Raw genomic sequence first — 26,411 nt, 5'->3', positions numbered from 1 at the left:
CGGTTCCCGGACGAACCTGCCGCGGTTCCCGGTTCCCGCAACGTATGTACGGAACCGGGAACCGCAGAAGTTCCCGGTTCCCGGAACCACAACGGAACCAGGAGCCACGTAGCGGAATCCCCGGTTCCCGGTTCCCAACCCCTATTGCGGGAACCGGGAACCGCAGACGAAAAGCCGCTCTACGTGGACTTTTCCGCTCTGCTCGATGGGACGCGCCCGGAACCGCCGGCGCCGGTCCTCGGGCGACGCACCGATGGCCACTGCCTCTTCTATGCGGGGCAAGTCAATTGGGTGTTCGGTGATCCCGAATCGGGCAAGACGTGGCTGTGCATGGTCGCCCTCGTAGAGGCGCTGCGGGACGGCCGCAGCGGACTGATCATCGACCTCGACCACAACGGTCCCGACGCGACAGCCGCCCGCCTGCTCGACCTCGGGGCGCCACAAGACGCCCTCCGCGATATCAACAGATTTCGCTACTGCGAACCCGAGGACCGGATCGAGCTTCGGCAGGTTGTTGACGACGCTCAACTCTGGCGGCCCGCAGTCGCGATCGTGGACTCTGTCGGCGAGCTGCTGCCGATGTACGGGTCCAGCTCGAACTCCGCGGATGACTTCACCACAACGCACTCCTACGTGTTGAAGCCATTGGCCAAGGCCGGGTCTGCAGTGCTTGCAGTCGATCACCTCGCGAAAAGCGCCGACTCGCGCGCAGTCGGCCCAGGCGGCACAGCCGCCAAACGACGCGCTATCGGCGGGGTTTCACTACGGGTAAAGGCCAAACAGCCATTCACCCCGGACCACGGCGGCAGCGCCACCCTCGTCATCAATAAGGACCGCCACGGCGGACTACGGAAACACTGCCCTGTTGGTGACCGCGAACCAGTCGCAGGCACCTTCAAGCTGCTGGCCTTCAGCGAAGGGCTTCTGGAGTGGGCGATCTATCCGCCGGCCGACGGCGAGCGCAATGACGATGAGTCCGCACCCGCGGAGGACATCGCCGCAATCGACACCCTTGACCCGCCACCCGAAAGTGTCGATGACGTACAGAGCCGCCTCAAGTGGCGCAGACAAAGAGCAGCCAACGCGCTCCGCGCATGGCGCGAACAACGCACACAACCGAACGGAGACAACTCATGACTGACTTCCCGATCCTTGACAGCGCCTACAGCCACGCAACTGCGGAGTACGGCCGCGTCATCCTCGACCACTACGGCTACGTCGAACCACACCTCGAAGAGACTGACGGCTGGTGTGCGATGCCGTTGCGGCTGGTGCATGATCAGGCCGCCGACTTCCACCTCGAACTCGGCCCGTACTCACTCGACCGGGCCGACATCGAACGGCTACGCGCAGCGATCGCCGGCTATGACGAAGCGACCAAACCACCTCCGCAACTGCGGCTGGTCAGGCCGAATGACGGGGAACACCCGCAATGAGCAGACCCGAAATTCAAGTGTGGCCCGGTGTTGTCCTGTTGCAGGGGTCGGCGCTGCGGGCGGCGTTCGACGCCGTGAAGATCGGAATCCGATCACGGCGCCTCTCGGGTCTGCCTGAGAGCCGCCTCTACCTCGAGCTGGCCGAAGCCCTCGCCCACGCGTCCGCAAATGGACACATGGACGTCGGCGAAACGGTTGCGGTGCAGTCTGTTCCGACAGTGGAAGTCAACGAAGCAGCTCAGCAATTGGGGTTGTCAGGTCGGCAAGTTCGTCGCCTCGCCCTCAAGCTCGGCGGTCGACGTATCAACGGCCGGTGGCTACTCGACCAGCAAGCCATCGACGAACACAGAGAGGGCCGGCAGTGGACCGACGGGAACTGACACGCATCCTGGCCAGCCTCACCGACTCCGAGTTCGGTGAACTCGTCACCGAAGCCCGCACCGGCCTCACAGTCGACGTGAAGTCCCTCATCGAACGCGAACTCGCAAAAGACCCAAACGCACTCAACAACTCCGACGCCCTTACTCGCGCAGCTTTAGGAGACTGACCAATGCTCCACCATCAAGACCCCTACGACGCCCACACCGGCGCTGTCGACACACTCGCCGCCGCGGGTGTCGAACCACCCGAAACCTGGGCGCAGGTCCAAAACAACTTCCTGAACTACACGATGCTGCAAGCACCCACGCTGACGACGCTCTCCAACGCGATCATCGACGGCACCGATGAGTCCACCATCGCAGGCCTACGCGCCCAAGCCCTCGCCGAAGCCACCGCACTCCCACCCGCCGAAGCGCAAGTCACCGCCAGCGTCCGCGCCGCTGTACTCGCCCGACTCCGCGACATCTACGCCCCACACGCGCAACCCAACTACCAGCAGCTAGCTGAATCCTTCACCAACACCGCAACCAAACTCGCGGCGGCCATGCGCGTCATCGACCCAGATACCGAACCCGATCAGATCGTCACCGCGGACAGCAAGTGCCGCACCGCCTGGTCCGACGCACAACAACTCGCAGCACAACTCAACGCCACCCTGCCGGCACTGGTAGCAGCAGCCACCCTCGCCGGCATCCGCGCCAACACCGACGAAGTCCTGATACCACTCACCGCCGACACATCTGGCCTACACCGCCGCCAAGTGTGGGAAGCCTGGAACACCACCGACGGACGCACCGGCAGATGGGGCGCACTCATCCGACTCGGCGCCACCATCCGAGCCGCCGACCTCGACAACATCACGGCCTACCGCAAGGCGAAACCCCTCGAAGAGCGGCACCAAGAAGTCGGACGGGGGCAGTGGCGGCGCACCGTTATCGACCCCGAAGACAGCGAGTCGTCTGAGGCGCAACCGATCTCGTGAGAAAGAAAGGAGAGACACTGTTTTCTTGGCCGTTGTCTCGCAGAAGGTTTGACCAGGTGCGCCGCCGTCCGCTCGAGCGACTGAAAGTCAGCGAACGAAAGCTCTGTGAACAACCCGGTGTAATCGGTCGGGACCAAACAGGATCAATCTCACGCTATAGGCGTCACCCGGAGAGAGCTTTTCGACGTCGATCACCGCTCCGTAGGTCAGCACTTCATCGGCAACCTCAACATTTTCCTGGGTGTAGTAGTCGAGCGGCATTAGCATTCGGTGATCGTCAATGACTGGTTCCCTCAAGGCGAGCCCGCACAGGTCGTTGTATTCGTTCACTTCGCCGAAGCGTTCGGCCGTCAGCGTCCTGCAGGCATCGATGGCCTCCTCGTTGTGGGGACAAACAAGCAGGAATACGGTGTCGAGGTGCTTTACCGTTGGCGAACGGTTCTCGAGTGATGTATGCGCTATCAGCCGATGGGTGCTGACACGCTCGAGCTCTAAAGCCAGTACTAGGTACGCCTTCTGTTCTTGCGCGTTCTGGCGCCGCCAGGTGAGGATCGACAGGGCCAAGGCGACCACGGCCGCGAGCGCCGCGACCACATTCGCGAGGTCAATGTTCGCTGTATTCAATTTGATAACCTTTCGCGGATTTGCCGAATCGGCCGCTGCGATGTTCTCAAAAATCCTCGCCTCTTGTCAGACGAAGCCGAATCGACCGAGGGGGGTAGTCCCCCAGCACGTCCGGACTAGGGGCGCGGTCGGCAAAGCGTGCCTGCCACGATGCAATGCTCAGAAAAGTTCTGAGGTGGCGCGATGACTGTTAGTGCTGGTCAGCGTATCCGCAGGGATGTCGATAAGGCGCTCGCGGCTGCGTCTCGTCAGTTGGGCAAGCAGCTCGAGTGGTCAGAACTTGAGCTGGATGTGATTGAACGTGCTGCGGCGACGGCCGACCGAGCTGAGGTGGTGCGGGCGGTCTTCGACGCTGAGCGTGCCGGTGATGCGCGGCCGACGGTGCTGGTGTCGTTGTCGGGGGAGTTGCGGCTGCTCGACAAGACGGTCGTGGACTTGTTGTCGCGGCTGGAGTTCCGGGACGGCAAGGCGAAGTCGGATCGGCATCAGCGGGCGGCCAATTATCGCTGGAATCGGGAGGCGTGATGGCCCGCGAAGCGGAGAAGTCGACGACGAGTGCGAGTCATAAGCCGGCGAACGTCGAGTGGGCAGAGTCGGCGGGCTTGCTTTGGGACCGGATGACGCCGCAGGAGGTGGCGGCGTACCTGGTGGATCGACGCGGGTTGAGCGCAGGCGAGGCGGCGGCGCATGTGGACAGCCTGCGCGGTACGGAAGCGGGCAGTTTGATGCTCTGGAATTGAGGGAAGCCACACAGTAGCTCCAGGAATTGAGTTGCGTTAGAGTGCGGCGCTGGCGCCTGCGATGATCCGCGTCGTCACGTCGAAGGAATCTCCTGTATGCAATCATGTACGGGTGCCGGGTGGCGGGGTTCGACCGTGATCAAGGCTGACGTAGCCCTTGACGGGGTGGCGGTCGTCGTAAGAGGTCACTTCAACGCTGCAATCTTCTCGCCGTTGTGGTTGCTGCAGCAGGAATTGATAGGTGCTAGGGACTTCACAACTGCGAGCATCGACGTTATTACAAGCGACTTCGCTTCCTTCTCGACGGGCTGGCTCAACTGCCAAGTAGCCAGTGACGCATTGCAGGCTAACGTTATGGATCCAGCCGATTTTGAGCGCGCTCGGGACGTTGTCGTTGGCATATTGAATGCGCTTCCTCACACGCCGGTTGGCGCCTTGGGCATCAACCGACATCTTCACTTCGCTCCGCGCGATACCGAGCAGTATCACGCTATTGGTGATCAGCTTGTGCCGAAGGCATTCTGGGAGGATCTGGTATCGCTGCCGGTAACACGGGATGTCGTGGTATGGGGTCAGCGACCTGACAAGTTCGGCGGGCGAGTTCAGATCCGGGTGGAGCCCTCACTGAGGTTCCCGGGCCACGTCTACGTCTCGCACAATGACCACTTCAGTCTCGAAGTTGTTGAGGAACACCCGAAGACACGCCAACAGGCTTGGGCTCAAGCACAAGAAGCTAAGCCGATAGAACCATCAGCGAGCAATATCCCCGTGGTGACCGAAATTTTACTTAACAATTGGGAATCAAGCATTGAGCGGTCTAATGCAGCGGTTAACGCGATAGCGAGGATCGGATGACGGTAGTCGAGCAACGCCGTGCAGACGCCACTGATCGAGATGCTTCGGAGAAGCTAAAGAACTTTCGGCGCCGGTTGGTTCGCGAAGTCCCGCATCGATTCGGGACTCTCCCCAATACGACGACTAATGAACCCAAGGATCGGTCTTCGGCTGAGACGGAGACGGCCATCGGCCGTGATCAGGGACAGACGCAGGCTGGCTCCTTTTCGGCTGAGCTGACGTTGCGCCGGATCAACAAATTGGCCGACAAGCTGCAATCCCGTTCTCGAGGGTCAGGGAATCGGGAAGATGAGTTCTGGGAACCGCCGCCAGCCTATCGAGTCACGGGTCTCCGGAAATGGGAAGGGAGGGTTTTGGACGTAGATGAAGACTTCTTCTCCGTTGCGATGACTCCCTTCGGCGGCGGTCTTGAGGTGATAGCCGATTTCACGCGGGACCGGTTGTCCGACGAAGAAGACCTACAGAGGGGTGACGTGGTGTATGTCACCGTACGTACGATTCGCGACGAAACTGGTCCCCATGACACATCGACCATTCGACTGCGCAGGCTAGGAACGTGGACGGCGGACGAAGTAGCGGAGCAGACTCGACGGGCGAAGGACGAGCTAATCGAGATGGCTCGCTATATTGACTGATTCTCGTTTGCCTCCGCCGAGGCCTGACGAGATCGAAGTTTCGATTTTCGGTCCAGGCAAAGGTGAGTCTATCGCCCTCCACATTGGAGGCGGCGAGTGGATAATCGTTGACTCCTGTATCGATCAGCAGACGAATCAGATCCCGGCTCTTGAATATCTCGCGAGCATTGGTGTCAACGTCTCGACTGATGTCAAGTTGGTGGTGGGTACTCATGCTCATGATGACCATATAGCCGGGCTCGGTCGCGTCTTCGAAGCATGCCGAGCCGCAACATTCGTATGTTCTGTTGCGCTGACTGCGGAGGAATTCTTTAGAGATTTGGAAGCGGACAAAGCGATTGAAGAGCGCCTACGCCAGTCAATCCGTAGCGAATATCGCGCGATCTTCGCAGAAGTTAAAAGGCGATCGGGAAAGACGCTCAAGAAAGCGATTGAAGAGCGCCCATTGCTTAAGCGAGAGCCGACAGGGGACCGACCGGAAGTATCCATTACCGCACTTTCGCCATCTGATCACGCTGTAGAGCGTGCTCGAGTCGCCCTGGAGGCTGGGCTTGCGAAGGCCGAAGACCGACGGCGCCTTGGTGGGAGGGACCCCAACGAACTCGCCGTAGCTCTGCTCGTAGTTGTGGGAGATACAGCGGTGCTCCTCGGAGCAGATTTGCTCGAGGGACCAACCAACTGCGGATGGCAGGCCGTCTTAGCAACCTTTCGACCAGACCCGCTCGCATCGGTCTTCAAGATTCCTCACCATGGGTCGCCGAACGCCCATCATGACGAAGTCTGGACTCAACTCGTCTCCGGCGAGGTGATATCACTGCTCGCCCCGTTCCGGGCGGGAAGAAAGCCGCGTCCAGCACCCGACGACATTCAACGCTTGAAGCGCCTCTCGACGGCGGTCTACTGCTCCGCGAATCCGAGGCCGCCAGCTCCGTCAAAGGCACTACGGACCACTCGTGCCGCGCTTACCACCATTGCGGCCGATGTTCGGGCCTGGGGCTACGCCGGCCAAGTAAGAGCTCGCAAAGTTTGCGGTAGTGAAAGTTGGAGGGTTGAGACGTTCGCACCGGCACTGCAACTCTAACGAAACCCAGGGCTGGGTACGCGCACTTTCTATGGCGGTTTACACCCGCCCCCGCTCATCAAACACAAGACCTCTACTGGGTTGGCATGCGCTAGTTGGCCGAACGAGTTGTCGCCCAATGGACCGCCTCGGCATCGCCAGTGGTTGCGGTGACAGTCTTCTGAGCGAGCTTCCGTCCGCCACTGTCAATAGCACCAGCATGCGCGTGCACTTATGGGCATCCATCCCGATGATCGTCATCTCGGGCCACCCCCCGGACCCCTACCCGTCCAAGAGACCCGGTGGTCACCCGACTCCGGGCAGCCGGCCGTACAAGCCAGTCCAATAGGACGGCACCAAAGGCGGTGAGCCAGTCGGCGGATGACCACCGGGAGGCTTTGAAGCTATGCGTCAACGCCTCACAAACAATGTCCGTCGCGCATTGGCCGGCGCTGCCGGTGACGAAGGAGTCAAGCAATGGTGCTACGACCGAATCTTCGAAGCCCAACAAGAGGGAGAGACTTAAGTAGATTCCCCCAACCGCTACGGCAGGTCACTCGTATCATCGCGATGCGAATAGCCAACATCGTGGGGGACACCATTGGAATTCCATCAACTGCGCAGGATGATCACCGACTCCACTGCATCGGAGTGGCACAGGATAAATCGCATCGGCAGTACCTACCGCTACCGGTTCGGCTCATGGACCGGTCCCGGTGACACATCGGGAATCGAAACCGACAGTCACTCCGAGGTGGCGGTCTATATGCCTGACATCGACCTCACAATCGCCTACGGGATGCCGGAGAGTGCGCACCGAGAAGGACTCAACTTCGAGTGGTCCAAGGCATTCCCTGATCAAGAGATTCGGCACATCAGCATCGTTGACGTGTTCTGGCGAGGATCGCTGGTCGATCGAATCAACTACGTATATGTCGATGGGGCCCGATGCATCCTTCCCCTCGGTGAAGGTCACCAAGGGCTGCGCATCACGCGCTACGACTACAGCGTCGCCCGACTCCTAGACGAATTAGCGGGGCACCGCGGCTTCGAGAGGTATTACAACCAAGTGCCATACGAGTTGATTGACTGACGAGCGACCACTCGAGTCGTTTTCGAAGAGAGAACCTGAAGCCGTGACTATTCGACTGGTCGAGCGCGGCGCGGCGGGCGAGCAAGTACAGACTGGACGCCGTTCGAGCACTCCGAGGATTTCACCGCCGATTGGTGGGACAACCCGCCTTACCTACGAGATGACCCGTGGTACTTGCAGGTGCTCCGCGGCGATTGCGAGGTGGGGAGGGTAGAGCTGGATGACAGTGTGCACTTCGCGCATTACGGCGTTGACGCCGGCTTCGAACGAAACGCTCTTGAGATCCAGTTCATCGAGGTATCGAAGCAATGCCGACGGCAAGGGATTGGCACCGAGATCATCCGCCGACTGGAAGCCGACCATCCGAGTCGAACGCTCGTCGCGTTCAGCGAAGAGGCTGACGAGTTCTGGACCTCGCTGCGGTGGCGGCGTTACTACCATCCAACCGAGCCGCAGTTCTACCGCACGCTCTTTATTAGGCACGTATAGGTTCGGCCCGCCATCAGGAGAGAAGATGGCGGGCCGAACAGGTGTCAGATATCTGACAACACGTTCAGGTGATGGGTTCGGTTCCTTCGAGCATGTCGGCGACAGCGATAAGGGCGTCAGCGAGTCTCCGCGCCTCGGGGGGCGTGAGACGGGCGGAGGTGTCGACGTCCCGCCCCGGCAGCTCGATGTGCAGGTAGCAGTCGACGGGCGCGTCGTCGTGTTGGCGGTGCGGCATGACACCAAACCTCGTCGGGAACCTCCCCGCCGCCTCGACTTCCGCCGGTTCCAACTCCAGCTCGACGTAGTCAGCCGGTCCCCAGCAGCTTTGATCCTCGCGGCACCACTCGTCCAGGTGGCCATCCCCGCGGCCGCACCAGGGCGTGCACACGATTGGCTGCACAGGGTTGGGCACAAGGTGCAGTGTGGTGTTCACTTCTGAACCCACTGGTCGAGTTCGTCGGCCGTCGCAAGGGCCAGGGCGGCGAACCGGCGGGCTTGCTCGGTAGTCATCTGCGCTGACGTGACCTCGATATGGACTCCGGGCGCTTCTTCGAGGGTGCCGTCGTCGATGTGGCCGTCTGCCATCTGTATTGCCGCGCCGAGGACGGTTGCGTCGTGGCCCTCCAGCGATCGGTCTTCAGTCCACACGACTCGATACTTGTAGTCCCAGTCAGCCCACGTGCTGAGGGTGTGCGCTCCGGGAGGGAGCGGCATGTCGGGGATGGTGGTCGTGCTCATCGGGGACCCTCCAGCCGGTCGAGGTCATCCGCTGCCCCCAAGAGCGCGGTAGCGAGCTTCCGCGCCACTTCGCTCGTGATCATGTCCTCCCACGACACACCCGCAAGGCGGATGCAGCGTTCCTCTACTGTGTCGTCGAAAAGTTGAGTGCCGTCGATTGAAACGGTGGCTGGCGTGCCGTCCTCATAGCAGATCTCCGGGACCCGGCGGATGGGGCCGGCAAAGCAACGGAACTGATCGGGCTTGCCGACGTCGGCCCAGTCGGTGACCTGGGTTGCGCCGAGGGGCCAGGGGATAGGCGGAGTGGTGGTGGTGGTGGTCATGCGTGCATCCTCTCGGGTCGGTCTGACACCGGAGCTATTGCACGTTTATTGCACGCCGCCCGTTCGTCGGCTGAGAAACAGCTTCTGAACTGCACAAACAGTGGTGCGCGATACTGGGATTGAACCAGTGACCTCTTCCGTGTCAGGGAAGCGCTCTCCCGCTGAGCTAATCGCGCCGAACCTTCGTAGAGGTGGAGACGGGAATCGAACCCGTGTGCACGGCTTTGCAGGCCGTTGCCTCACCACTCGGCCACTCCACCGCTGGGGTTGATGCCACTGCACCTTCGAGCGGATGACGGGATTCGAACCCGCGACCCTCACCTTGGCAAGGTGATGCGCTACCAACTGCGCTACATCCGCGCGCCACGAACGACTCGTCGCCCGTCGCGAAGGACGACGATAGTCCACCAAAGTGTAGCTGCACAAATCCCGACGTTCGCCGGTGCGTCGCTGCCCGTTCACATCGCAAAACGGCTGGTACGGCTCGCGAGAGACGAAGAATCTGCGCATCGAGCCGACATCACGCGACCCCACTTCGGCAACCCGGCGCGGCCGGCCGAAATCACCCAGCCATCGGCGCTGATCCCCGTCGGTGGATTCGGGCCGCGATGCTGATCGTGCTAGTGTTCGACGTCGTTCGGCCGTTCGGTCGACTCTCCGGTCTCGTAGCTCAGTGGGAGAGCGTCCGCCTCACACGCGGAAGGTCGCTGGTTCGAACCCAGCCGGGACCACCAACAGCAAAAGTGCACTCGTTGCTTTACAGCCCGACATGACGGTTGCCTTCAGTGACGCCCTCCGAAGGGGTCGGCGCGCATATCTCACCGGCGATTCGATCTGCCCTCCGTTCGAGGTTTACCCGCGCGAACAGCAACGATGCTGCGATTATGTGGCCTATGGCGGCTGGGGGAAGTCCCGCGATGCAGGAGGCTGCTGAACGGCTTCTCACAGCGGCTCAGATCAAGCCAGCGGGACTCCTCGTCGAGGGTGAAGCGGGTATCGGTAAGACCACCGCCTGGCTGAATGTCTTGGATGCCGCATCGGGACGGGGCTTTCGGGCCCTCTCCGCACGCGGACATCAGACCGAGTCGGTGCTGGCCTACGCCGCCGTGGCAGATCTGCTCGCCGACATCGACACCGCGACCATCGACGAACTGCCAAAGCTCCAGCAACTTGCCGTGAACCGGGTGCTCTTGCGTGCAGACGGCGACGGTCCACCCATCGATCACCGCGTCGTAGCCGCCGCCGTGGGCACGCTTCTCGAACACCTCGCGGCGGCCGCACCGCTGCTGGTGGCGATCGATGACGTGCAGTGGCTGGATGCATCCAGCCGCGTGGTGCTCGGCTTCGTCATCCGCCGCCTACGCGGCCGCATCGGTGTGCTGGCCACCGAACGCTGCGATCCTGGGCAGGGCCGTGCAGAGGAGTGGCTGACTTTAAGTAGCGCCGAACAGATGGCTCGAATCCGGCTGCAGCCGTTGAGTCTTGGTGCTCTACATCAGTTGCTGTTGCAGAGAATCGGGCATTCCTTCAGCCGCGTGGTGCTCGTGCGAATCGCAGAAATATCGGGCGGCAATCCCTTCTATGCTCTTGAACTCGCTCGTGTGATCGACGGAAGCGAACCACCCGCCGGCCCGGGTCTACCCGCCACCCTGGCCGACTTGGTACGCATGCGCGTCGGGCGACTCGACGGGGACCTCAAGCGGGTCTTGCTAGCCGCGGCGTCTGTGGCGGCGCCCACTGTCGACCTCTTGGCCCGGGTCACCGACTCGACCGTCGAACACGTTATGGAGGTACTCGAAGCCGTCGAATCCGATGGCGTCGTCGAGATAGAGGGCAGCCGGGTCCGCTTCGCGCATCCCTTGCTCGCCTACGGGGTGTACAGCGAGGCTTCTGCGGCCAGTCGCCGAGCCATGCATCGTGCCTTGGCGTCCGTCGAAGTGCAGCCGGAACTCAAAGCGCGCCATCTTGCACTTGCCGCTACGACTGCCGACGAGGCGACTTTCGCGACCCTGGACTCAGCAGCCGAGGCGACTCGGCATCGCGGCGCGCCTGCGGCCGCGGCCGAACTGCTTGAATTCGTGATCAACCTGGGCGGCGGCACACCGATGCGCCGAATGCGGGCGGCCGAACATCACCTGCGTGCCGGGAACACCCAACGGGCCGCAGAGGTGCTGCGGCCTGCGTTGGTTGAGCTGGAGGACGGACCGCTACGAGCCCTGGCACTGATCCTGCATGGCGGCATTCTCGTGTACGACAACACGTTCGATGAAGCGGCCGTACAACTTGAGCGAGCCCTGGACAATGCCGCGGATCATCCCGCTATCAGGGTGCGTGCTCTGCTGATGCTTTCCTTCGCACAGGCCACCGCCACTCACTACGAGGCTGCCCTGCGTAACGCCGCGGAGGGAACCGCGATCGCCGACTCTCTCGAGGAACCCGGCCTGATCAGCCAAGCCTTGGCGACTTATGTGACCGTAAACGCCCTGTACGGCAATGGAATTGACTTCACTGCGCTTGAGCGGGCACTGCAGCTGGACGATGAGAGCAGCGACGTGCCGGTGCCATTGTGTGCACGAGCTGCCGCACTCCAGGTGCTGTCGTGGGCCGGGGAATTCGACGCCGCCCGCGCGTATGCCGAGTCGTTGCGGGGCTCCTGCGAGGAGCGTGGTTCCGATAGCGAGATCCTGTTCATCGCCATCCATGCGACCCTGATGGAGATCTGGCAGAGCCGCTTTGCGGAGGCGACACGAATCGCCGAGGATTCGATGCAACGCGCCCAACAACTCGGCGGGGACCACCCGTTGGCCATTGCGGGCACCGTCACTGCCGCCGTGTCGGCCTTCACCGGTCGCGAGCAAGACACCCGCGACGCCGCGCACTCCGCTCTGGTCGCTGCGCGGCGATGCGGGGCGCCGGGGGTTGAGAATTGGCCGCACATGATCTTGGGGTTTCTCGAGGTGTCGCTTGGCAACCATGCCGAGGCCATGTGTCATTTCGAACCGGCTCTGGCGTGCCTGGGCTCGACACCGCCGGGTACAGAATTGATAACGGCCTGGTGGGCGCCCTACGCCGCCGAGGCGATGATCAACCTGGGCAACGTCACAGACGCTGCAGCGGTGACCGATCTGTTGGAGAGCAATGGACACCGTCTGGACCGCGCTTGGATGATTGCGGCCGCCCTGCGCTGTCGAGCAATGCTCACTGCGACGAAGGGTGATCTGACCGAGGCAGAAAAACTTGCTCGTGAGGCGCTTGCGGAACATGAACGGACTTCGATGCCATTTGAACTTGCGCGCACTCGGTTGCTCCTCGGTCAGCTGCAGCGGCGCCAGCGCCTGAAAGAGGCAGCGGCAAATACCCTCCGAGAAACGCTGAAAACTTTCGAAGACACGGGCGCCTCGATATGGGCCGAGCGCACGCGTGCCGAATTGTCCCGCGCCAAGAGCAGCCGCGCCGGCGAATCGATACTCACCTCAACCGAACAGCGAGTAGCCGAACTGGCCGCTACCGGAATGACCAACCGTGACATCGCATCGACCTTGTTCATCAGCGCGAAAACGGTGGAACATCACTTGAGCCGGGTCTACCGCAAGTTGGGTATTCGCACCCGCGCTGAACTGGGCAGGCGTATGGCCCCACATCGCTAGCACCGGCGCGGACTGAGGTCGGCGGACGAAGTGCGCGCGCCGATCCTCCGAATCAAGCTGACGCAAACCACGCTCCCACACTGGCCGTGAGCCGTCCCGGCGGCATCCCAATACGCCCGCAAACCTCGGTGACAATCTCCGCCGACGTCGCCGCGAATACGCCGTAGAAGACCTCGTCCTCGGGTACCGCCACCGCACCCACGAGGCGCACCACACTGATCTCGCCGTCGCTGTTCTCCAATGCCGCCTGCAGCCTCGTAACCAGGCGCTCCACCGCGTCCTGAGACAAGTTCGCCAGATACCACTCTGCGAAATAGCACGAAGCGCAACCCACCGAAGCATCCATGTCCCGCACGCTATGCGGAACCGGATGACAAGGAATCGGGAGATTCCCTACTTTGAGGGTTCAGAGCGCGCGGCCCGACCGACCACGCCGCACCTCCCTCGGCACGCGCTACGCCCCCTCACCTCCCTAGACTCGCACCATGCCTGTAGCCATCGGCGCGAAGCGCGCAAGCCGTCATGTCTGAAGAGAAGCCGCCCGGCGAGATCCTTCCCGAAAGCGAATGCTGGAGCCTGTTGGGCAGCGTGTCATTGGGGCGACTGGTCACCAGCGCTGACGGGGTTCCCGAGATCTTTCCGGTGAACTTCGTCGTCCAGCGCAAGACGCTGCTGTTTCGCACGGCGCAGGGCACCAAGTTGGTCAGCACTGCGGTCAACCGCGACGTGCTCTTCGAAGCCGACGATCACAACGTCGCCGAAGGTTGGAGCGTGATCGTTCGAGGCGTCGCACGCACCGTTCACGACGATGACGACCTCGAGGAAGCGAAAAGCGCGCAACTACTGCCGTGGACCGCGCACATCAAGGACCACTACATCCGCGTGCTTCCGCGACGTGTCACCGGCCGTCGCTTCCGCTTCGGGTCGTAACGGACGCTCTAGCGCCTTCGCCGCCACACAATGATCCCGACCACCGCGAGGATCGCGACGATCGCTGCGACCGGCACCGTCTGCTTCGGGTTGTCGGTGGCCGTATGCCGCAGCGTGTCCGCCTTCTCGGCGACGCGCTCCTTGGTCTCGTCGACCTTCTCCTTCGCGCGCGTCTTCACATCCAGCTTGGCCTGTAGCGCCTCGACGGTCTCGCCGAGTTCGTGGCGGGTCTGTTCGATGTCGGCCTGGATGTCGTCGACGCCCGCATCCGGTCCTGGCTCGGGGCGTGGAGTCGGTGCGGTCATGATCGGGCGTCCTTCAGTTCCTGGATGTCGGCCTTCACCGTCTCGACTGTCTTCGGCGCCGCCGGCGTGACCTCGCGAGCCTGGTTGCGTCCCACCAGAGCCGCGATGCCCGCGATCACGAACAGCACCGCTGCGACGATCAGTGCCGCGGCCCATACCGGCAGCACGAGAGACAACGCCGCCACGCCCGCGGCGATCAACGTCGCCGCGCCGAAGAAGGCCAGCAAGCCCGCCACACTGAACAAGCCCGCGCCGATCCCGGCATGTTTGGCTGATTCCTGAAATTCCTTCTGCGCCAAGCGCATTTCGTCGCGGATCAACCGCGACGTCTGCGTCGACAACTGGCTCATCAACTCGCCGATCGACGCGTCGGCGCTAGGTCTCGATTCCACCGTCATCACATACCAACCTCTGACTTGTCTGACCTGTCGCGACAGTGATGCCCGTGGTCAGCAGGGCCGAAACCCCTAGTCGCCTTTGAATGCATCTCCCGATCGTGATCTCTGTGGCGACGGTGAATGCCCGCGGAATCGCAGGTGAGAACCGTATCGAGTTCGCGGCGGAGGTCCAATGCGGCTCTACCATGCCGAACCGGTCACCATTTGGAAACGGCGCGGTGCGGCGTGGCGTGTCCTTGACGACTGCCTGTTGATATTAACGCGGTCGTATGGACGCGACCTCGGTACGGCATGCAACGTCTGCTGCCTCGGTTGAACGAAAGTGTGAGCGTGAGTGGAGGGATCAACGTCGATGACGACCTTTAGAGGAGTCAACATCGCGGCAGCTGTGGGGGCTGGATTGATAGGTGCGGCCATCGGAGTGGCCATCGCATTGAGTCCGACAGCCCTGGCCGGGGGATATGAGTGCGTCGAATCGGCGACCGGGCAGGCGCCTGCCGGCGCACCGGGGGCACCCGTTTGTGCTCCGCTGACGGACATGGCCGGCGTGCCGATGGCACTTCCCGGCCCGCCGCCTATCGCACCGCCCCTGGTGCCACCCGTCGTGCCCCCGCCCCTGGTGCCGCCGCTGGTGCCCCCGCCCCTCGTGCCGCCGCTGGTGCCCCCGCCGCTGGTGCCGCCGGTGGCCGGAGCCCCGATTGTGGGAGGCGCTCCCGCAGTGGTCGGCGCCCCGCTCACCGAGATGGGTGGGCTGGCCGGAAAGGGCAAGGGAGACCCGTCCCGCCCACCGGCGCCCGGGGCACCCGTGCCGGGTCAGCCCACTCCGCCAGGACCGGTGACCTGACGGACCACCGAGGATAGTCCCTCCGGTTTGGCCCGGCGGCGAGCAAGTCTCGCTGCCGGGCCAAATTCATTGACCGACAATGAATTTGAGTGACATCGGCAAGGGGTCCAGGCGTTGTGGCCGAACCGTGACGGAGACTTAATCGAATTGCCCACGCGCTCTTGGTCGTAAAGCGTTCCGACTGACCTACCATTATTGACATCGTTGTAATTTCAAGGGAGGCACCAAGATTGCGTGCTGTACTTCGGTGTGTTCTTGCTGCTGTCGTCGTCGCCACCAGTGTGGTGGTGGGGCCGGCCGGAGAAGGTGCGGCGGCCGCTAACCAGGCGGTGAGAAGCACCATCGCCTCCATAGCGCCTGCACAAGGTCAGATCGTCGGGATCGCCCATCCCGTGGTGGTGACGTTCAAGCAACCCGTCGTCGACAGGGATGCGGCCGAGCGATCGCTCGATATCACCTCGACACCCCCGATGACGGGCACGTTCGAGTGGCTCGACGCCAAGACGGTCCACTGGTCCCCTGACGAATTCTGGCCCGCCCACAGCACAATTGCGCTGTCGGTCGGCGGCTTCAAGACGAACATCGCCACCGGCGCCGCGGTCGTCGCCGTCGCCAACATCGCCGAGCACACCTTCACGGTCACCGTCGACGGCGTCCCACCGGACAAGCTCCCCTCGCCGCACCACCGGCCCTTCTTCGGTAAGCCCGGGGTCTTCCCGGCCACGATGGGCCGGCCCGAGTACCCGACGCCCGTGGGCACCTTCCCCGTGTTGGCCAAAGAACGCGACGTGAAGATGGATTCGAGCAGCGTCGGCATCCCGGTGACCGCGGACGACGGCTACCTGCTCGACGTGGAATGGGCTGTCCGGCTCACCAGGCGCGGCATCTTCGTGCATTCGGCGCCCTGGGCGATCAATTCCCTCGGACATGAAAACGTCAGCCACGGGTGCATCAGCCTGAGCCCCGAAGACGCCGAGTGGTACTTCGAGAACGTCAAGGTTGGAGACCCGGTTCTGGTGCAGGAGAACAACATCGAGGTGCCACGACCACGCGTCGAACCGGCGAATCCAGAGGTTCCGCGGGTGATCGCCCGGTAGGGCGCTGCGGGCTCAGGCGCGCGACTTGTCGACGATGTCCTTCGCGACCTGGACCAGCGGCACATTGGAGTCCTGCGACAGCTTGCGTAGCAGGTCAAACGCCTGCACCGCATCAACGCCGTAACGTTCCATCATCATGCCCTTCGCCTGGCCGATCATGTCCCGGCTGGCCAGGGCCTGCCGGAACTGTTCGTCTCGGCGGGCGGCGTTCCAGGCCACCGACGAATGGGCGGCGAACACCAGCCCCAGGCTTCTGGCCTCCTCGCCGAAGGCGTCGGGCTCCTCGGAATAGACGTTGAGCGCGCCCATCGTCTCACCTTCGATGAACAGCTGGAACGCCATGATCGAGCGAATCGGCGTCTCCGCCAAGGCATCCTGGCGATATTGAGGGAATCTGTCGTCGGTCTCGAGATCGGCGACGTAGACGACCTTCTTGTCCCACGCCGCGGTCAGGCACGGGCCCTGCTGGTGGCGCTGCTGAATCTTGTCCAACAGCATCGGATACATGTGCGTCGCCGCAGGCGTCTCGACGCTCTTGGGCTTGCGGGTGATCGTGATGCCGGCGTACTGGGCCCCGGGAATTTCGACGGCCGCATGTTCGGCCAGCTCCGCGATCACGGTGTCCGCATCGGGTCGGCTGTAGAGCCCGCGCACCAACTCTGCGATGCGCAGGTGCGCATCCTCGCGTTCGTCGGGTTTGTTCGCCATCACCATGGGGAGTCCTTCACCGTCGTTCCAGATTACGCGCACAAGCTCACGATGGACCTTGCCGACAGGTCGTAATTATCGGTGACGAAACCCGTCGCTGATACATTTTCGCCCCCACCGCAGATCCGCGCGTTACAGCGCCCTCAGATACCGGTCCGTGACCACCCGCTGAACCAGCGACGTCACCGGTGACCCGAGGCGACTCCACCAGGTCGCATGCCGGGAGAACGCCGTGACCACGGCCGACACCTCACCAGAACTCGGGTCGTAGCGGACCAGGAACAATTCCTCGCCTGACTCGGCGTGGCCGGGCAGGGTGCCGTATGCGAATCCGCGGGCGTGCTGTTCGTCGACGACGTAGACGACGCGACAGGGTGCGGCGATCGGTCCGAGGTGTACGAGAACCTCCGAGCCGACCTGCGCGACCTCCGTCGTCGCCTCGACCCGCACCCCCGCGCCGCGCAACATGCCCCACCGCATCCCGGCCGCCGCGGCCGCATCGAAGCGGTCGCGGCCATGGCCGATGACGGCGGTCTTGTGCACATGGTGGTAACCGGGCGGCAGCGGGCCGACGGTGGCACCCACCTCGGAATACGTCAGCGGGAGCGCGGCCAGATCGCTGAGTCTCACCCGCGCTACCTTGCCATCGTCGGCGTACGGTTTCGGACATGGCTCCTTCCGTCGCGCAGCAATCCGGCACCTTCACCATCGGCGACCTGACGGTCAACCGGCTCGGATTCGGCGCGATGCGCCTGACCGGCAAGGGAGTCTGGGGTCCGCCTCAGGACCGCGACGAATGCCTGCGGGTCCTGCGTCGCGCCGTCGAACTCGGGATCAACTTCATCGACACCGCCAACTCCTACGGTCCCTACGTGTCCGAGGAGCTGATCCACGAGGCACTGCACCCCTACGACGGGGTCGTGGTCGCGACCAAGGCGGGGTTGCTGCGCACCGGGCCCGACGTGTGGCCGGTGCTCGGCTACCCGCAGTATCTGCGCCAGGAGTGCGAGATGAGCCTGCGTCGCCTCGGAGTCGACACCATCGACCTGTTCCAGCTGCACCGCATCGACACCAAGTTTCCCGCCGAGGACCAGGTCGGCGAACTGCTCAAGCTGCAACAAGAGGGCAAGATCCGCCATATCGGCCTGTCCGAGGTCACCGTCGAACAGCTCGAGGCCGCGCAGCAGGTGGCCCCGATCGTGACCGTGCAGAACATGTACAACGTCAGCGCCCGCACCGCCGAGCCGGTGCTCGAGGCCTGCGCGGCCCGCGAGATCGGGTTCATTCCATGGTTTCCGCTGGCCGCGGGGCCGTTGGCCGCACCCGGCGGGCCACTGCAGCGCATCGCCGCCGACCATCACGCCACTGCCTCGCAGCTGGCGTTGGCGTGGCTGCTCAAACGTTCGCCGGTGATGCTGCCGATCCCGGGCACCTCCAAGGTGGCCCACCTGGAGGAGAACGTGGCCGCGGCCGAAATCGAGCTGACCGACGACGAGTTCGACACGTTGAGCAAAGCCGGAGCCTCCGAAGACTGACCGAGGCAATACGGTGGACGGGTGAGCTCTGAGCGGCCGCCCGGTGGTGGCTTCAACCCGCCGATCGCAACCGACCGCGGCGGACCCGACTACGGGCGCTTCATCGAAGCCGTCCGCACGCTGCAGGACCACGCCCGCGCCGCCGATGCGCCCGACGACGTCATCAGCGAAGCCGCCGACCAGATCGAGAAGGTGTCACAACTTCTCGCTCCCTATTACGCCGATGAATGGTCCTCGCCGTCCGGCCGGCGGATGGACCTGCCGGGTCGCGGCAACGTGCTGGCGATCCCGCTCGACGTGCACATCACCGAAGACCAGCGCATCGAAGGCACCGCCCAGTTCCGCCGCTTCCACCTCGGCCGCAACGGCGCGGCGCACGGCGGCAGCATCGCGCAGCTGTTCGACGCCCTGCTGGGTTTCACCGCGTTCAAGCTCAGCGGCAGCAAGGCCCAGCGCACGGCCTTCCTGCACATCGACTACCGGCAGATCGCGCACATCGACAGGCAGTTTCAGGTACAGGCGGAGATCGACCGGATCGAGGGTCGCAAGATCTTCGTCTCCGGGCGTCTGCTCGACGGCGACGCCTTGCTGGCCGAGGCACACGCCTTGTTCGTCAAACTCAAACCGGGCCAGCCGTGAACGCCGCCGCGGTCAAACGGCGCCTCGGGCGGTGGCGCGACGGGATCCGGCAACGACGCACGATGAACTTCGCCTACCGCATCGGGGTTGGTGTCGTCGGTGTTGTGGTCCTCGGGCTGGGCATCCTGGCCATCCCGTACCCGGGCCCGGGCTGGGCGATCGTCTTCGTCGGCCTGGGCATCCTGGCCACGGAGTTCGCGTGGGCACAGCGGCTGCTGGCCTACGCCAAGGAGCGCTACGACAAGGCGATGGACTGGTTTCACCGTCAACACAGCGCCGTGCAGATCCTCGGCGGCGTGCTCACCGCCCTGGTGGTGTTCGCGACCCTGTGGCTGTTGGGTGCGGTCCACTTCTTCGGAGACCTCGTCGGGTTGGAGCACAAGCTGCTTCAGAGCCCTCTGGGCATCGGGTCCTGACGAGGCCGCCCGCAGGTGGGCCCCGATAGCATGGTCGCGTCCTCGAGTCTGTTGACAATGAAACTGGAGAGTCACCGATGAGCGCCGCCACCAACCGCACCCCAGCAGCCCCGATCCGGGTCGCTGCCGGGACCACTGCGGGGGAGGCGGTGCGCGAGGCGGGCCTTCCGAGCCGGGGCGCGCCCGACGCGATCGTCGTCGTCCGCGATGCCGAAGGCCGGCTACGCGACCTGTCATGGGTGCCCGACACCGACGTCGAGGTGACTCCCGTGCCCGCCGACACCGACGACGGCCGCAGCGTTCTTCGGCACTCCACGGCGCATGTGCTGGCCCAGGCCGTACAGGACCTCTTCCCGCAGGCCAAGCTCGGCATCGGTCCGCCGATCACCGACGGGTTCTATTACGACTTCGACGTGGAGCGCGCGTTCACCCCCGACGACCTTGCTGCGCTGGAGAAGCGCATGCGCCAGATCGTCAAGGAGGGCCAGCTGTTCTCCCGGCGCGTCTACGAGTCGAAAGACCAAGCGCGCGAAGAACTCGCCAACGAGCCGTACAAGCTCGAACTGGTGGACGACAAGTCCGGCGACCCCGACGTGATGGAGGTCGGTGGCGACGAGCTGACCGCCTACGACAACCTCAATCCCCGTACCCGCGAACGGGAATGGGGCGATCTGTGCCGCGGTCCGCACATCCCGACGACGAAGTACATCCCGGCGTTCAAGCTCACCCGCAGCTCGGCGGCCTACTGGCGCGGCAACCAGAACAACGCCAGCCTGCAACGCATCTACGGCACGGCCTGGGAATCGCAGGAAGCGCTCGACAAGCACCTCGAGTTCATCGAGGAGGCGCAACGCCGCGACCACCGCAAGCTGGGCGCAGAGCTCGACCTGTTCAGCTTCCCCGACGAAATCGGTTCGGGCCTGGCGGTTTTCCATCCCAAGGGTGGAATCATCCGGCGCGAGCTCGAGGACTACTCGCGGCGCAAGCACATCGAGGCGGGTTATCAGTTCGTCAACACCCCGCACATCACCAAGGCCGAGCTGTTCAAGATCTCCGGGCACCTCGATTGGTACGCCGACGGCATGTTTCCGCCCATGCACCTCGACGCGGAACTCAACCCCGACGGGACCGTGCGTAAACCCGGCCAGGACTACTACCTCAAGCCGATGAACTGCCCCATGCACTGCCTGATCTTTGGTTCGCGTGGGCGTTCGTACCGCGAACTTCCTTTGCGGCTCTTCGAATTCGGCACCGTGTACCGCTACGAGCTCTCCGGCGTCGTGCACGGGTTGACGCGGGTGCGCGGGCTGACGATGGACGACTCGCACATCTACTGCACCCGCGAACAGATGCGCGGCGAGCTGACCTCGTTGCTCCGCTTCATCCTCGACCTGCTCGCCGACTACGGCCTGACCGACTTCTACCTCGAGCTGTCGACCAAGGACCCCGAAAAGTTCGTCGGTTCCGACGAGCTGTGGGAGGAGGCCACCAACGTGCTGGCCGAAGTCGGCGCCGCATCGGGGCTCGACCTCGTGCCCGATCCGGGTGGTGCGGCGTTCTACGGCCCGAAGATCTCGGTACAGGTCAAAGACGCGCTCGGTCGCAGCTGGCAGATGTCGACCATCCAGCTGGACTTCAACTTCCCGGAGCGCTTCGAGCTGGAGTACACCGCGGCGGACGGGTCGCGGCAGCGGCCGGTGATGATCCACCGCGCGCTCTTCGGGTCCATCGAGCGGTTCTTCGGCATCCTCACCGAGCACTACGCCGGAGCCTTCCCGGCCTGGCTCTCGCCCGTGCAGGTGGTCGGCATTCCCGTATCCGACGACCACGTTCCCTACCTGAACGGCCTTGCGACGCAACTGAAGATGAAGGGTGTCCGGGCCGAGGTGGACGCCAGCGACGACCGGATGGCCAAGAAGATCGTCAACCACACCAACCAGAAGGTGCCGTTCATGTTGGTGGCAGGAGACCGCGACGTCGAGGCCGACGCCGTCAGCTTCCGCTTCGGCGACCGCACCCAGATCAACGGCGTCCCCCGCGACAAGGCCGTCGACGCGATCACCGACTGGATCGCCAGCCGTCGAAACGCCACTCCCACAGCCGAACTGCTCGAGGTGGACACAGCCAAGTGAGCGCCGACGAGCGGGCCGACAGCGGCATCGACAACGAGCACACGGTGATCGACCGCGGTGCCGGTGACCCCGACCATCTGCAGCGGCTGTGGACCCCGCACCGGATGAGCTACATCGCCGAGGCGCCCATGAAGGGCGGGTCCGCGGGTTCGGGTAAATCGCGCCAGCCGTTCACCGACATCCCCACGATGCCCGACGAAGAGGGGCTGGTCGTGGCGCGCGGCGAGTCCGTCTACATCGTGCTCAACCTCTACCCGTACAACCCGGGGCACTCGATGGTGGTGCCCTATCGGCGAGTCTCGGAGTTGGAAGACCTCACCCCCGACGAGAGTTTTGAGCTGATCTCGTTCACCCAGAAGCTGATTCGCGTGATCAAGTCGGTCTCCCACCCGCACGGTTTCAACGTCGGGCTCAACCTCGGACAGTCAGCGGGCGGCTCGCTGGCCGACCACCTGCACATGCACGTGGTACCGCGCTGGAGTGGTGACGCGAACTTCATCACGATCATCGGCGGCTCGAAGGCGGTGCCGCAGTTGCTGCGTGAGACCCGTGAACTGCTCGCCTCCGAATGGGCGAGACAGCAGTGAGCAACTTCTACCTGATGACCCGGGCGGCGTACGAGAAGATCAGCACGCCGATCGCCAAGGGTGCGCTGCGTGCGGGCTTCACCCCGGACAGCATCACGATCCTGGGTACGGCGGGGTCGGTGCTGGGGGCCTTGACGCTGTACCCGATCGGTCATCTGTGGTGGGGTTCGGTCGCCGTGTGGCTCTTCGTGCTCGCCGACATGCTCGACGGCGCGATGGCGCGCCAGCGCGGCGGCGGCACCCGGTTCGGGTCGGTGCTGGACGCCACCTGTGACCGCATCAGCGACGGCGCCATCTTCTGCGGGCTGCTGTGGTGGGCGGCGTTCGGGCTGCAGAGCACGTCGCTCGTGGTCGCGACGATGATCTGCCTGGTGACCTCGCAGGTCATCTCCTACATCAAGGCCAGGGCCGAAGCCAGTGGATTGTCGGCCGAGGGCGGTCTCATCGAGCGTCCGGAGCGGCTGATCATCGTGCTGGTCGGTGCGGGACTGTCCGGTTTGTTCGGTGTGGTGTGGCTGCTGCACATCGCGATGTGGGTGCTCGCGGTGACCAGCCTGGTGACGCTGGGGCAGCGCGTGCACAGCGTGCGGACGTCGCCGGGGGCGATGGATCGGATCGCCAAACCCGACGACCCCGACACCGGCCGGGACCAACCGGAGGCCGGTAAGCCGTGACCACCACTCCCTCGGGACCGACGGCCAGCGCCAATCCGTTGGGCGGCCGGCTGGCGGACTGGGGGTACGCGGCCGGCTGGCGGATGGTGCGCGCGATGCCGGAGTTCTTCGCGCGCAACACTTTCGATGCCGGCGCCCACTTCGCCGCGCGCGGCGGCGGGCCCGAACAGCTGCGTAACAACCTGGCCCGTGTCGTCGGCGTACCACCCGAGCAGGTGCCCGACGGTCTGATCCGTGCTTCGCTTGCCTCCTACGCCCGATACTGGCGGGAGGCTTTCCGGTTGCCGACGATGGACCACGAGGCGCTCGGCCGCGAGCTGGTGGTGGACGACGTCGACCTGCTGTGGGCGGCATTGGACGCCGGCCGCGGTGCGGTGTTGTCCCTGCCGCACAGCGGCAACTGGGACATGGCCGGGGTCTGGCTGGTTCAGAACTACGGCACGTTCACCACCGTTGCCGAACGCCTCAAGCCCGAGTCGCTGTACAACCGCTTCGTCGCGTACCGCGAGGGTCTGGGTTTCGAGGTCGTTCCCCTGACCGGCGGCGACCGGCCGCCGTTCGAGGTACTCGCCGAGCGGTTGCGCGACAACCGGCCGGTATGCCTGATGGCCGAGCGCGACCTCAGTCGCAGCGGGGTCGAGGTGGATTTCTTCGGCGAACCCACGCGCATGCCCGCCGGCTCGGCCAAACTCGCGATCGAGACCGGGGCCGCACTGTTCCCGGTGCACTGCTGGTTCGAGGGCGATGGGTGGGGCATGCGGGTGTTTCCCGAGATCGACACATCGTCGGGCGACGTCACCGTCATCACCCAGGCGTTGGCCGACCGGTTCGCCCGCAACATCGCCGCCCACCCGGCCGACTGGCACATGATGCAACCGCAGTGGCTGGCCGACCTGTCGGCGGAGCGACGCGCGCGGCTGGAGGCCAGCCCGTGAGAATCGGCATGGTCTGCCCGTACTCGTTCGACGTGCCCGGTGGGGTGCAGTCGCACGTGTTGCAGCTCGCCGAGGTGATGAACCGCCTGGGCCACCACGTCAGCGTCCTCGCCCCGTCCTCGCCGGGCGCGCAACTGCCCGACTACGTCGTCTCCGGCGGCAAGGCCGTACCGATCCCGTACAACGGATCGGTCGCACGCCTGCGGTTCGGGCCCGCCACGCACCGCCTGGTGAAGCGCTGGCTGGCCGAGGGCGACTTCGACGTGCTGCACCTACACGAGCCCAACGCCCCCAGCCTGTCGATGCTGGCCCTCAACATCGCCGAGGGCCCGATCATCGCGACGTTCCACACGTCGACCACGAAATCGTTGACGCTCACCGTGTTCGAGCCCATCCTGCGGCCGATGCACGAGAAGATCGTCGGGCGCATCGCGGTATCGGACCTGGCCCGGCGCTGGCAGATGGAGGCGTTGGGCAGCGACGCCGTCGTCATCCCCAACGGGGTGGACGTGACCGCGTTCGCGTCCGCGCCGCGGCTCGACGGCTATCCCCGCGCGGGCAGGTCGGTGTTGTTCCTGGGCCGCTTCGACGAGCCCCGCAAGGGCATGGCGGTGCTACTGCGTGCGCTACCGACGCTGGTCGAACGCTTCCCCGATGTCGAGATCCTCGTCGTCGGCCGCGGTGACGAGGACGAACTGCGTGAGGACGCCGGTGATCTCGCGTCGCACCTGCGCTTCCTCGGTCAGGTCGATGACGTGGCCAAGGCGTCGGCGATGCGCAGCGCCGACGTGTACTGCGCGCCCCACACGGGCGGCGAGAGCTTCGGCATCGTGCTCGTCGAGGCGATGGCCGCAGGCACCGCCGTGGTCGCCAGCGACCTCGACGCGTTCCGCCAGGTGCTCGACGACGGCAAGGCCGGCCGCCTCGTCCCGGTCGACGACGCGGCGGCGCTCGCCGACGGGCTGATCGAGATACTTGCCGACGATGCGGTGCGCGAACGCTATGTCGCCGCGGCCACCCGAGCGGTTGGGCGTTACGACTGGTCGGTGGTGGCCCGACAGATCATGCGGGTGTACGACACGGTCTCCGGGTCGGGCACCACGGTGACGGTTTCCGGCGGTGACGGTGCCGGCAGGGCCAGGGCGACGGCGAGGGCCAGGAAGGCGACCGGAGGCGTCCGGTGATCACCTGGATCGTCGTGATCACGCTGGTGATACTGGTCGTGGCCATCCTGGCGGTCGGCGGATGGGCGTTGCAGACGGCCAACCGACTCGACCGGCTCCATGTGCGATATGACCTGTCATGGCAGGCGCTCGACGGAGCGCTGGCCCGCCGCGCCGTCGTCGCTCGCGCCGTCGCCGTCGACGCCTACGGTGACGGTCCGCAAGCCACGCGGCTGGCGGTGCTGGCCGACGCCGCCGAACGGGCACCGAGATCTGCCCGCGAGGGCGCCGAGAACGACCTGTCCGCGGCGCTGGCCCAGGTGGACCCGGCGTCGCTGCCGCAGCCCCTGGTCACCGAGCTGGCCGACGCCGAAGCGCGGGTGGTGCTGGCCCGCCGCTTCCACAATGACGCGGTGCGCGACACCCTCGCGCTGCGCGAACGTCCGGTGGTTCGCATGTTGCGGCTCGGTGGAACCGCCGCGCTGCCAACGTATTTCGAGATCGTCGAGCGAATCGAAACAGTACCGGAGGGCGGTCGGAGGTGAGCTGGCGCACCTCGGCGCGGGTGATTCTGCTCGACGAGGCCGGCGCTGTGCTGCTGTTTTGCGGCTCGGACCCGGCGCTGGCCGACGCGCCGCGATGGTGGTTCACCGTCGGCGGTGCCGTGGAGGCGGGGGAGGAGCTTGCGGTCGCCGCCGCGCGGGAGGTCGGCGAGGAGACCGGTCTGCGGGTGGCCGCCACCGACCTGGTGGGGCCGCTGTGGCGGCGCCAGGCCGTATTCGAGTTCGACGGTTCGGTGATCCGCAGCCAAGAGTTGTTCTTCGTCTATCGCACAACACGATTCGAGCCGACGCTGGGTGGTCATACCGCGCTGGAACGGCGCACGATTCACGGCTACCGCTGGTGTGATGCGACAGTGATTCAGGAACTGGTCGCCGATGGCCAGACCGTCTACCCGCTGCAACTGGGCGAACTGCTCGATCAGGCCGGTGTGCTGGCCGACGGGCCGGCCCGCCCCACGGGGCAGGCCGTGCAGATCCGCTGA

Annotated in this window: 33 protein-coding genes, 4 tRNA genes and 1 pseudogene; 26 read left to right on the top strand and 12 right to left on the bottom strand. The window is 64.5% G+C overall.

Annotation, left to right across the window (positions count from 1 at the left end):
- Window positions 1-183: 183 nt before the first annotated feature.
- Genes AU197_RS09670 through AU197_RS09650 form a run of 5 tightly spaced genes read left to right on the top strand, consistent with a single transcriptional unit; the run spans window position 184 to window position 2,799 of the window.
- Window positions 184-1,137 carry a P-loop NTPase family protein gene (locus AU197_RS09670; protein ID WP_197415505.1) on the top strand — a complete coding sequence of 318 codons (954 nt, stop codon included), beginning with the start codon at window positions 184-186 and terminating at the stop codon, window positions 1,135-1,137.
- Complete coding sequence (locus AU197_RS09665; RefSeq protein ID WP_064402327.1) at window positions 1,134-1,436, top strand: hypothetical protein; 303 nt, start codon at window positions 1,134-1,136, stop codon at window positions 1,434-1,436. The genes AU197_RS09670 and AU197_RS09665 overlap by 4 nt, the downstream gene beginning before the upstream one ends.
- A complete protein-coding gene (locus AU197_RS09660) occupies window positions 1,433-1,816 on the top strand; it encodes a hypothetical protein (protein ID WP_064402326.1) in 384 nt (127 codons plus the stop codon). The genes AU197_RS09665 and AU197_RS09660 overlap by 4 nt, the downstream gene beginning before the upstream one ends.
- On the top strand, window positions 1,798-1,983 hold the full coding sequence (locus tag AU197_RS09655) for a hypothetical protein (RefSeq protein WP_064402325.1): 186 nt from the start codon (window positions 1,798-1,800) through the stop codon (window positions 1,981-1,983). The genes AU197_RS09660 and AU197_RS09655 overlap by 19 nt, the downstream gene beginning before the upstream one ends.
- Window positions 1,984-1,986: 3 nt before the next feature.
- A complete protein-coding gene (locus AU197_RS09650) occupies window positions 1,987-2,799 on the top strand; it encodes a hypothetical protein (RefSeq protein ID WP_064402324.1) in 813 nt (270 codons plus the stop codon).
- An 87-nt stretch (window positions 2,800-2,886) separates the two neighbouring features.
- Here AU197_RS09650 and AU197_RS09645 read toward each other — a convergent pair whose 3' ends face one another.
- The gene (locus AU197_RS09645) at window positions 2,887-3,423 is read right to left on the bottom strand and encodes a hypothetical protein (RefSeq protein WP_156434368.1); all 537 of its coding nucleotides are present in this window, start codon (window positions 3,421-3,423) and stop codon (window positions 2,887-2,889) included.
- 183 nt (window positions 3,424-3,606) lie between these two features.
- Between AU197_RS09645 and AU197_RS09640 the strand changes: the two genes are divergently transcribed.
- The 7 genes from AU197_RS09640 (at window position 3,607) to AU197_RS26815 (ending at window position 8,295) form a co-directional block, all read left to right on the top strand.
- Window positions 3,607-3,948 carry a hypothetical protein gene (locus tag AU197_RS09640; RefSeq protein WP_156434367.1) on the top strand — a complete coding sequence of 114 codons (342 nt, stop codon included), beginning with the start codon at window positions 3,607-3,609 and terminating at the stop codon, window positions 3,946-3,948.
- Window positions 3,948-4,163, top strand: coding sequence for a hypothetical protein (locus AU197_RS09635; RefSeq protein ID WP_156434366.1), 216 nt, complete (start codon window positions 3,948-3,950; stop codon window positions 4,161-4,163). Before AU197_RS09640 ends, AU197_RS09635 begins: the two co-directional genes overlap by 1 nt.
- Window positions 4,164-4,298: 135 nt before the next feature.
- A complete protein-coding gene (locus AU197_RS09630; RefSeq protein WP_064402320.1) occupies window positions 4,299-5,018 on the top strand; it encodes a hypothetical protein in 720 nt (239 codons plus the stop codon).
- Window positions 5,015-5,653, top strand: coding sequence for a hypothetical protein (locus tag AU197_RS26250; RefSeq protein ID WP_156434365.1), 639 nt, complete (start codon window positions 5,015-5,017; stop codon window positions 5,651-5,653). The genes AU197_RS09630 and AU197_RS26250 overlap by 4 nt, the downstream gene beginning before the upstream one ends.
- Complete coding sequence (locus AU197_RS26820; RefSeq protein WP_197415504.1) at window positions 5,646-6,734, top strand: MBL fold metallo-hydrolase; 1,089 nt, start codon at window positions 5,646-5,648, stop codon at window positions 6,732-6,734. Before AU197_RS26250 ends, AU197_RS26820 begins: the two co-directional genes overlap by 8 nt.
- 604 nt (window positions 6,735-7,338) lie before the next feature.
- Complete coding sequence (locus AU197_RS09620; protein WP_064402318.1) at window positions 7,339-7,806, top strand: hypothetical protein; 468 nt, start codon at window positions 7,339-7,341, stop codon at window positions 7,804-7,806.
- A gap of 174 nt (window positions 7,807-7,980) precedes the next feature.
- Complete coding sequence (locus tag AU197_RS26815) at window positions 7,981-8,295, top strand: GNAT family N-acetyltransferase (protein WP_197415503.1); 315 nt, start codon at window positions 7,981-7,983, stop codon at window positions 8,293-8,295.
- 64 nt (window positions 8,296-8,359) lie between these two features.
- On the opposite strand, the gene AU197_RS26885 is transcribed toward AU197_RS26815, so the two are convergent.
- The 6 genes from AU197_RS26885 to AU197_RS09585 form a co-directional block, all read right to left on the bottom strand.
- Window positions 8,360-8,683 carry a DUF6907 domain-containing protein gene (locus AU197_RS26885; protein WP_502687873.1) on the bottom strand — a complete coding sequence of 108 codons (324 nt, stop codon included), beginning with the start codon at window positions 8,681-8,683 and terminating at the stop codon, window positions 8,360-8,362.
- Window positions 8,684-8,724: 41 nt separating this feature from the next.
- Window positions 8,725-9,033 carry a hypothetical protein gene (locus tag AU197_RS09605; RefSeq protein ID WP_064402315.1) on the bottom strand — a complete coding sequence of 103 codons (309 nt, stop codon included), beginning with the start codon at window positions 9,031-9,033 and terminating at the stop codon, window positions 8,725-8,727.
- Window positions 9,030-9,356, bottom strand: coding sequence for a hypothetical protein (locus AU197_RS09600; RefSeq protein WP_064402314.1), 327 nt, complete (start codon window positions 9,354-9,356; stop codon window positions 9,030-9,032). The genes AU197_RS09605 and AU197_RS09600 overlap by 4 nt, the downstream gene beginning before the upstream one ends.
- Window positions 9,357-9,457: 101 nt before the next feature.
- A tRNA-Val gene (locus AU197_RS09595) sits at window positions 9,458-9,532 on the bottom strand.
- Between the two features lie 13 nt (window positions 9,533-9,545).
- Window positions 9,546-9,616: transfer RNA gene (locus AU197_RS09590), tRNA-Cys, on the bottom strand.
- A 27-nt stretch (window positions 9,617-9,643) separates the two neighbouring features.
- A tRNA-Gly gene (locus AU197_RS09585) sits at window positions 9,644-9,716 on the bottom strand.
- A 299-nt stretch (window positions 9,717-10,015) separates the two neighbouring features.
- Between AU197_RS09585 and AU197_RS09580 the strand changes: the two genes are divergently transcribed.
- Together AU197_RS09580 and AU197_RS09575 are read left to right on the top strand one after the other, a co-directional pair.
- A tRNA-Val gene (locus tag AU197_RS09580) sits at window positions 10,016-10,090 on the top strand.
- A gap of 183 nt (window positions 10,091-10,273) precedes the next feature.
- Window positions 10,274-13,003 carry a helix-turn-helix transcriptional regulator gene (locus tag AU197_RS09575; RefSeq protein WP_064402313.1) on the top strand — a complete coding sequence of 910 codons (2,730 nt, stop codon included), beginning with the start codon at window positions 10,274-10,276 and terminating at the stop codon, window positions 13,001-13,003.
- 52 nt (window positions 13,004-13,055) lie between these two features.
- Here the strand turns inward: AU197_RS09575 and AU197_RS09570 are convergent, their stop codons facing one another.
- Window positions 13,056-13,349, bottom strand: coding sequence for a hypothetical protein (locus tag AU197_RS09570; RefSeq protein ID WP_064402312.1), 294 nt, complete (start codon window positions 13,347-13,349; stop codon window positions 13,056-13,058).
- Between the two features lie 176 nt (window positions 13,350-13,525).
- Between AU197_RS09570 and AU197_RS09565 the strand changes: the two genes are divergently transcribed.
- A complete protein-coding gene (locus AU197_RS09565) occupies window positions 13,526-13,933 on the top strand; it encodes a pyridoxamine 5'-phosphate oxidase family protein (protein ID WP_064402311.1) in 408 nt (135 codons plus the stop codon).
- A gap of 8 nt (window positions 13,934-13,941) precedes the next feature.
- Here AU197_RS09565 and AU197_RS09560 read toward each other — a convergent pair whose 3' ends face one another.
- Window positions 13,942-14,238, bottom strand: coding sequence for a DUF3618 domain-containing protein (locus tag AU197_RS09560; RefSeq protein ID WP_064402310.1), 297 nt, complete (start codon window positions 14,236-14,238; stop codon window positions 13,942-13,944).
- Window positions 14,235-14,636: a phage holin family protein gene (locus AU197_RS09555; RefSeq protein ID WP_197415502.1), complete on the bottom strand. Its 402-nt coding sequence runs from the start codon at window positions 14,634-14,636 to the stop codon at window positions 14,235-14,237. The genes AU197_RS09560 and AU197_RS09555 overlap by 4 nt, the downstream gene beginning before the upstream one ends.
- Window positions 14,637-14,988: 352 nt before the next feature.
- On the opposite strand from AU197_RS09555, the gene AU197_RS25960 reads away from it, so the two are divergent.
- Together AU197_RS25960 and AU197_RS09550 are read left to right on the top strand one after the other, a co-directional pair.
- A complete protein-coding gene (locus tag AU197_RS25960; RefSeq protein WP_082696586.1) occupies window positions 14,989-15,480 on the top strand; it encodes a hypothetical protein in 492 nt (163 codons plus the stop codon).
- Window positions 15,481-15,710: 230 nt separating this feature from the next.
- On the top strand, window positions 15,711-16,577 hold the full coding sequence (locus AU197_RS09550) for a L,D-transpeptidase (RefSeq protein WP_064402308.1): 867 nt from the start codon (window positions 15,711-15,713) through the stop codon (window positions 16,575-16,577).
- 12 nt (window positions 16,578-16,589) lie between these two features.
- Here AU197_RS09550 and AU197_RS09545 read toward each other — a convergent pair whose 3' ends face one another.
- Together AU197_RS09545 and AU197_RS09540 are read right to left on the bottom strand one after the other, a co-directional pair.
- On the bottom strand, window positions 16,590-17,291 hold the full coding sequence (locus tag AU197_RS09545; RefSeq protein ID WP_064402307.1) for a GAF and ANTAR domain-containing protein: 702 nt from the start codon (window positions 17,289-17,291) through the stop codon (window positions 16,590-16,592).
- Window positions 17,292-17,417: 126 nt separating this feature from the next.
- On the bottom strand, window positions 17,418-17,915 hold the full coding sequence (locus AU197_RS09540; protein ID WP_064402306.1) for a DUF1990 domain-containing protein: 498 nt from the start codon (window positions 17,913-17,915) through the stop codon (window positions 17,418-17,420).
- Between the two features lie 38 nt (window positions 17,916-17,953).
- Between AU197_RS09540 and AU197_RS09535 the strand changes: the two genes are divergently transcribed.
- The 9 genes and pseudogenes from AU197_RS09535 to AU197_RS09495 all read left to right on the top strand — a co-directional run bounded on the left by AU197_RS09535 (window position 17,954) and on the right by AU197_RS09495 (window position 26,411).
- Window positions 17,954-18,820, top strand: a complete 867-nt coding sequence (locus AU197_RS09535) for an aldo/keto reductase (protein WP_064402305.1) — start codon at window positions 17,954-17,956, stop codon at window positions 18,818-18,820.
- A 21-nt stretch (window positions 18,821-18,841) separates the two neighbouring features.
- The gene (locus AU197_RS26620) at window positions 18,842-19,459 is read left to right on the top strand and encodes a PaaI family thioesterase (RefSeq protein ID WP_064402304.1); all 618 of its coding nucleotides are present in this window, start codon (window positions 18,842-18,844) and stop codon (window positions 19,457-19,459) included.
- Entirely contained in the window at window positions 19,456-19,875 is a 420-nt protein-coding gene (locus tag AU197_RS26615; protein ID WP_064402303.1) for a TIGR02611 family protein, read from the top strand. The genes AU197_RS26620 and AU197_RS26615 overlap by 4 nt, the downstream gene beginning before the upstream one ends.
- Window positions 19,876-19,952: 77 nt before the next feature.
- Window positions 19,953-22,007 (top strand): threonine--tRNA ligase, encoded by a 2,055-nt coding sequence (gene thrS / locus AU197_RS09520; protein ID WP_064402302.1) that lies wholly within the window; start codon window positions 19,953-19,955, stop codon window positions 22,005-22,007.
- A gap of 26 nt (window positions 22,008-22,033) precedes the next feature.
- On the top strand, window positions 22,034-22,594 hold the full coding sequence (locus AU197_RS09515; protein WP_502687872.1) for an ATP adenylyltransferase: 561 nt from the start codon (window positions 22,034-22,036) through the stop codon (window positions 22,592-22,594).
- Window positions 22,591-23,268 carry a phosphatidylinositol phosphate synthase gene (gene pgsA / locus AU197_RS09510; RefSeq protein WP_064402300.1) on the top strand — a complete coding sequence of 226 codons (678 nt, stop codon included), beginning with the start codon at window positions 22,591-22,593 and terminating at the stop codon, window positions 23,266-23,268. Before AU197_RS09515 ends, pgsA begins: the two co-directional genes overlap by 4 nt.
- Window positions 23,265-24,203 (top strand): phosphatidylinositol mannoside acyltransferase, encoded by a 939-nt coding sequence (locus tag AU197_RS09505; RefSeq protein ID WP_064402299.1) that lies wholly within the window; start codon window positions 23,265-23,267, stop codon window positions 24,201-24,203. Before pgsA ends, AU197_RS09505 begins: the two co-directional genes overlap by 4 nt.
- On the top strand, window positions 24,200-25,387 hold the full coding sequence (locus tag AU197_RS09500) for a glycosyltransferase family 4 protein (RefSeq protein ID WP_064402298.1): 1,188 nt from the start codon (window positions 24,200-24,202) through the stop codon (window positions 25,385-25,387). The genes AU197_RS09505 and AU197_RS09500 overlap by 4 nt, the downstream gene beginning before the upstream one ends.
- Window positions 25,387-26,411 (top strand): annotated as a pseudogene (locus AU197_RS09495) (NUDIX hydrolase). Before AU197_RS09500 ends, AU197_RS09495 begins: the two are co-directional and overlap by 1 nt.

Origin of the sequence: Mycobacterium sp. IS-1590, from assembly GCF_001500025.1 — a bacterium.
Classification (GTDB): Bacteria; Actinomycetota; Actinomycetes; order Mycobacteriales; family Mycobacteriaceae; genus Mycobacterium.
The sequence above is the reverse complement of the archived record's forward strand: the minus strand, read 5'-3'. Positions and strand labels throughout refer to the sequence as shown.

What these genes read in the sequence shown, in the direction of transcription:
- AU197_RS09560 (WP_064402310.1), bottom strand. Translation starts at nt 14,238, where the DNA reads ATGACCGCACCGACTCCACGCCCCGAGCCAGGACCGGATGCGGGCGTC.
- AU197_RS09565 (WP_064402311.1), top strand. Translation starts at nt 13,526, where the DNA reads ATGTCTGAAGAGAAGCCGCCCGGCGAGATCCTTCCCGAAAGCGAATGC.
- AU197_RS09545 (WP_064402307.1), bottom strand. Translation starts at nt 17,291, where the DNA reads ATGGTGATGGCGAACAAACCCGACGAACGCGAGGATGCGCACCTGCGC.
- AU197_RS09555 (WP_197415502.1), bottom strand. Translation starts at nt 14,636, where the DNA reads ATGACGGTGGAATCGAGACCTAGCGCCGACGCGTCGATCGGCGAGTTG.
- AU197_RS09570 (WP_064402312.1), bottom strand. Translation starts at nt 13,349, where the DNA reads ATGGATGCTTCGGTGGGTTGCGCTTCGTGCTATTTCGCAGAGTGGTAT.
- AU197_RS09535 (WP_064402305.1), top strand. Translation starts at nt 17,954, where the DNA reads ATGGCTCCTTCCGTCGCGCAGCAATCCGGCACCTTCACCATCGGCGAC.
- AU197_RS09575 (WP_064402313.1), top strand. Translation starts at nt 10,274, where the DNA reads ATGCAGGAGGCTGCTGAACGGCTTCTCACAGCGGCTCAGATCAAGCCA.
- AU197_RS09620 (WP_064402318.1), top strand. Translation starts at nt 7,339, where the DNA reads ATGATCACCGACTCCACTGCATCGGAGTGGCACAGGATAAATCGCATC.
- thrS (WP_064402302.1), top strand. Translation starts at nt 19,953, where the DNA reads ATGAGCGCCGCCACCAACCGCACCCCAGCAGCCCCGATCCGGGTCGCT.
- AU197_RS26250 (WP_156434365.1), top strand. Translation starts at nt 5,015, where the DNA reads ATGACGGTAGTCGAGCAACGCCGTGCAGACGCCACTGATCGAGATGCT.
- AU197_RS09600 (WP_064402314.1), bottom strand. Translation starts at nt 9,356, where the DNA reads ATGACCACCACCACCACCACTCCGCCTATCCCCTGGCCCCTCGGCGCA.
- AU197_RS09605 (WP_064402315.1), bottom strand. Translation starts at nt 9,033, where the DNA reads ATGAGCACGACCACCATCCCCGACATGCCGCTCCCTCCCGGAGCGCAC.
- AU197_RS09635 (WP_156434366.1), top strand. Translation starts at nt 3,948, where the DNA reads ATGGCCCGCGAAGCGGAGAAGTCGACGACGAGTGCGAGTCATAAGCCG.
- AU197_RS09665 (WP_064402327.1), top strand. Translation starts at nt 1,134, where the DNA reads ATGACTGACTTCCCGATCCTTGACAGCGCCTACAGCCACGCAACTGCG.
- AU197_RS25960 (WP_082696586.1), top strand. Translation starts at nt 14,989, where the DNA reads ATGACGACCTTTAGAGGAGTCAACATCGCGGCAGCTGTGGGGGCTGGA.
- AU197_RS09650 (WP_064402324.1), top strand. Translation starts at nt 1,987, where the DNA reads ATGCTCCACCATCAAGACCCCTACGACGCCCACACCGGCGCTGTCGAC.
- AU197_RS09640 (WP_156434367.1), top strand. Translation starts at nt 3,607, where the DNA reads ATGACTGTTAGTGCTGGTCAGCGTATCCGCAGGGATGTCGATAAGGCG.
- AU197_RS09660 (WP_064402326.1), top strand. Translation starts at nt 1,433, where the DNA reads ATGAGCAGACCCGAAATTCAAGTGTGGCCCGGTGTTGTCCTGTTGCAG.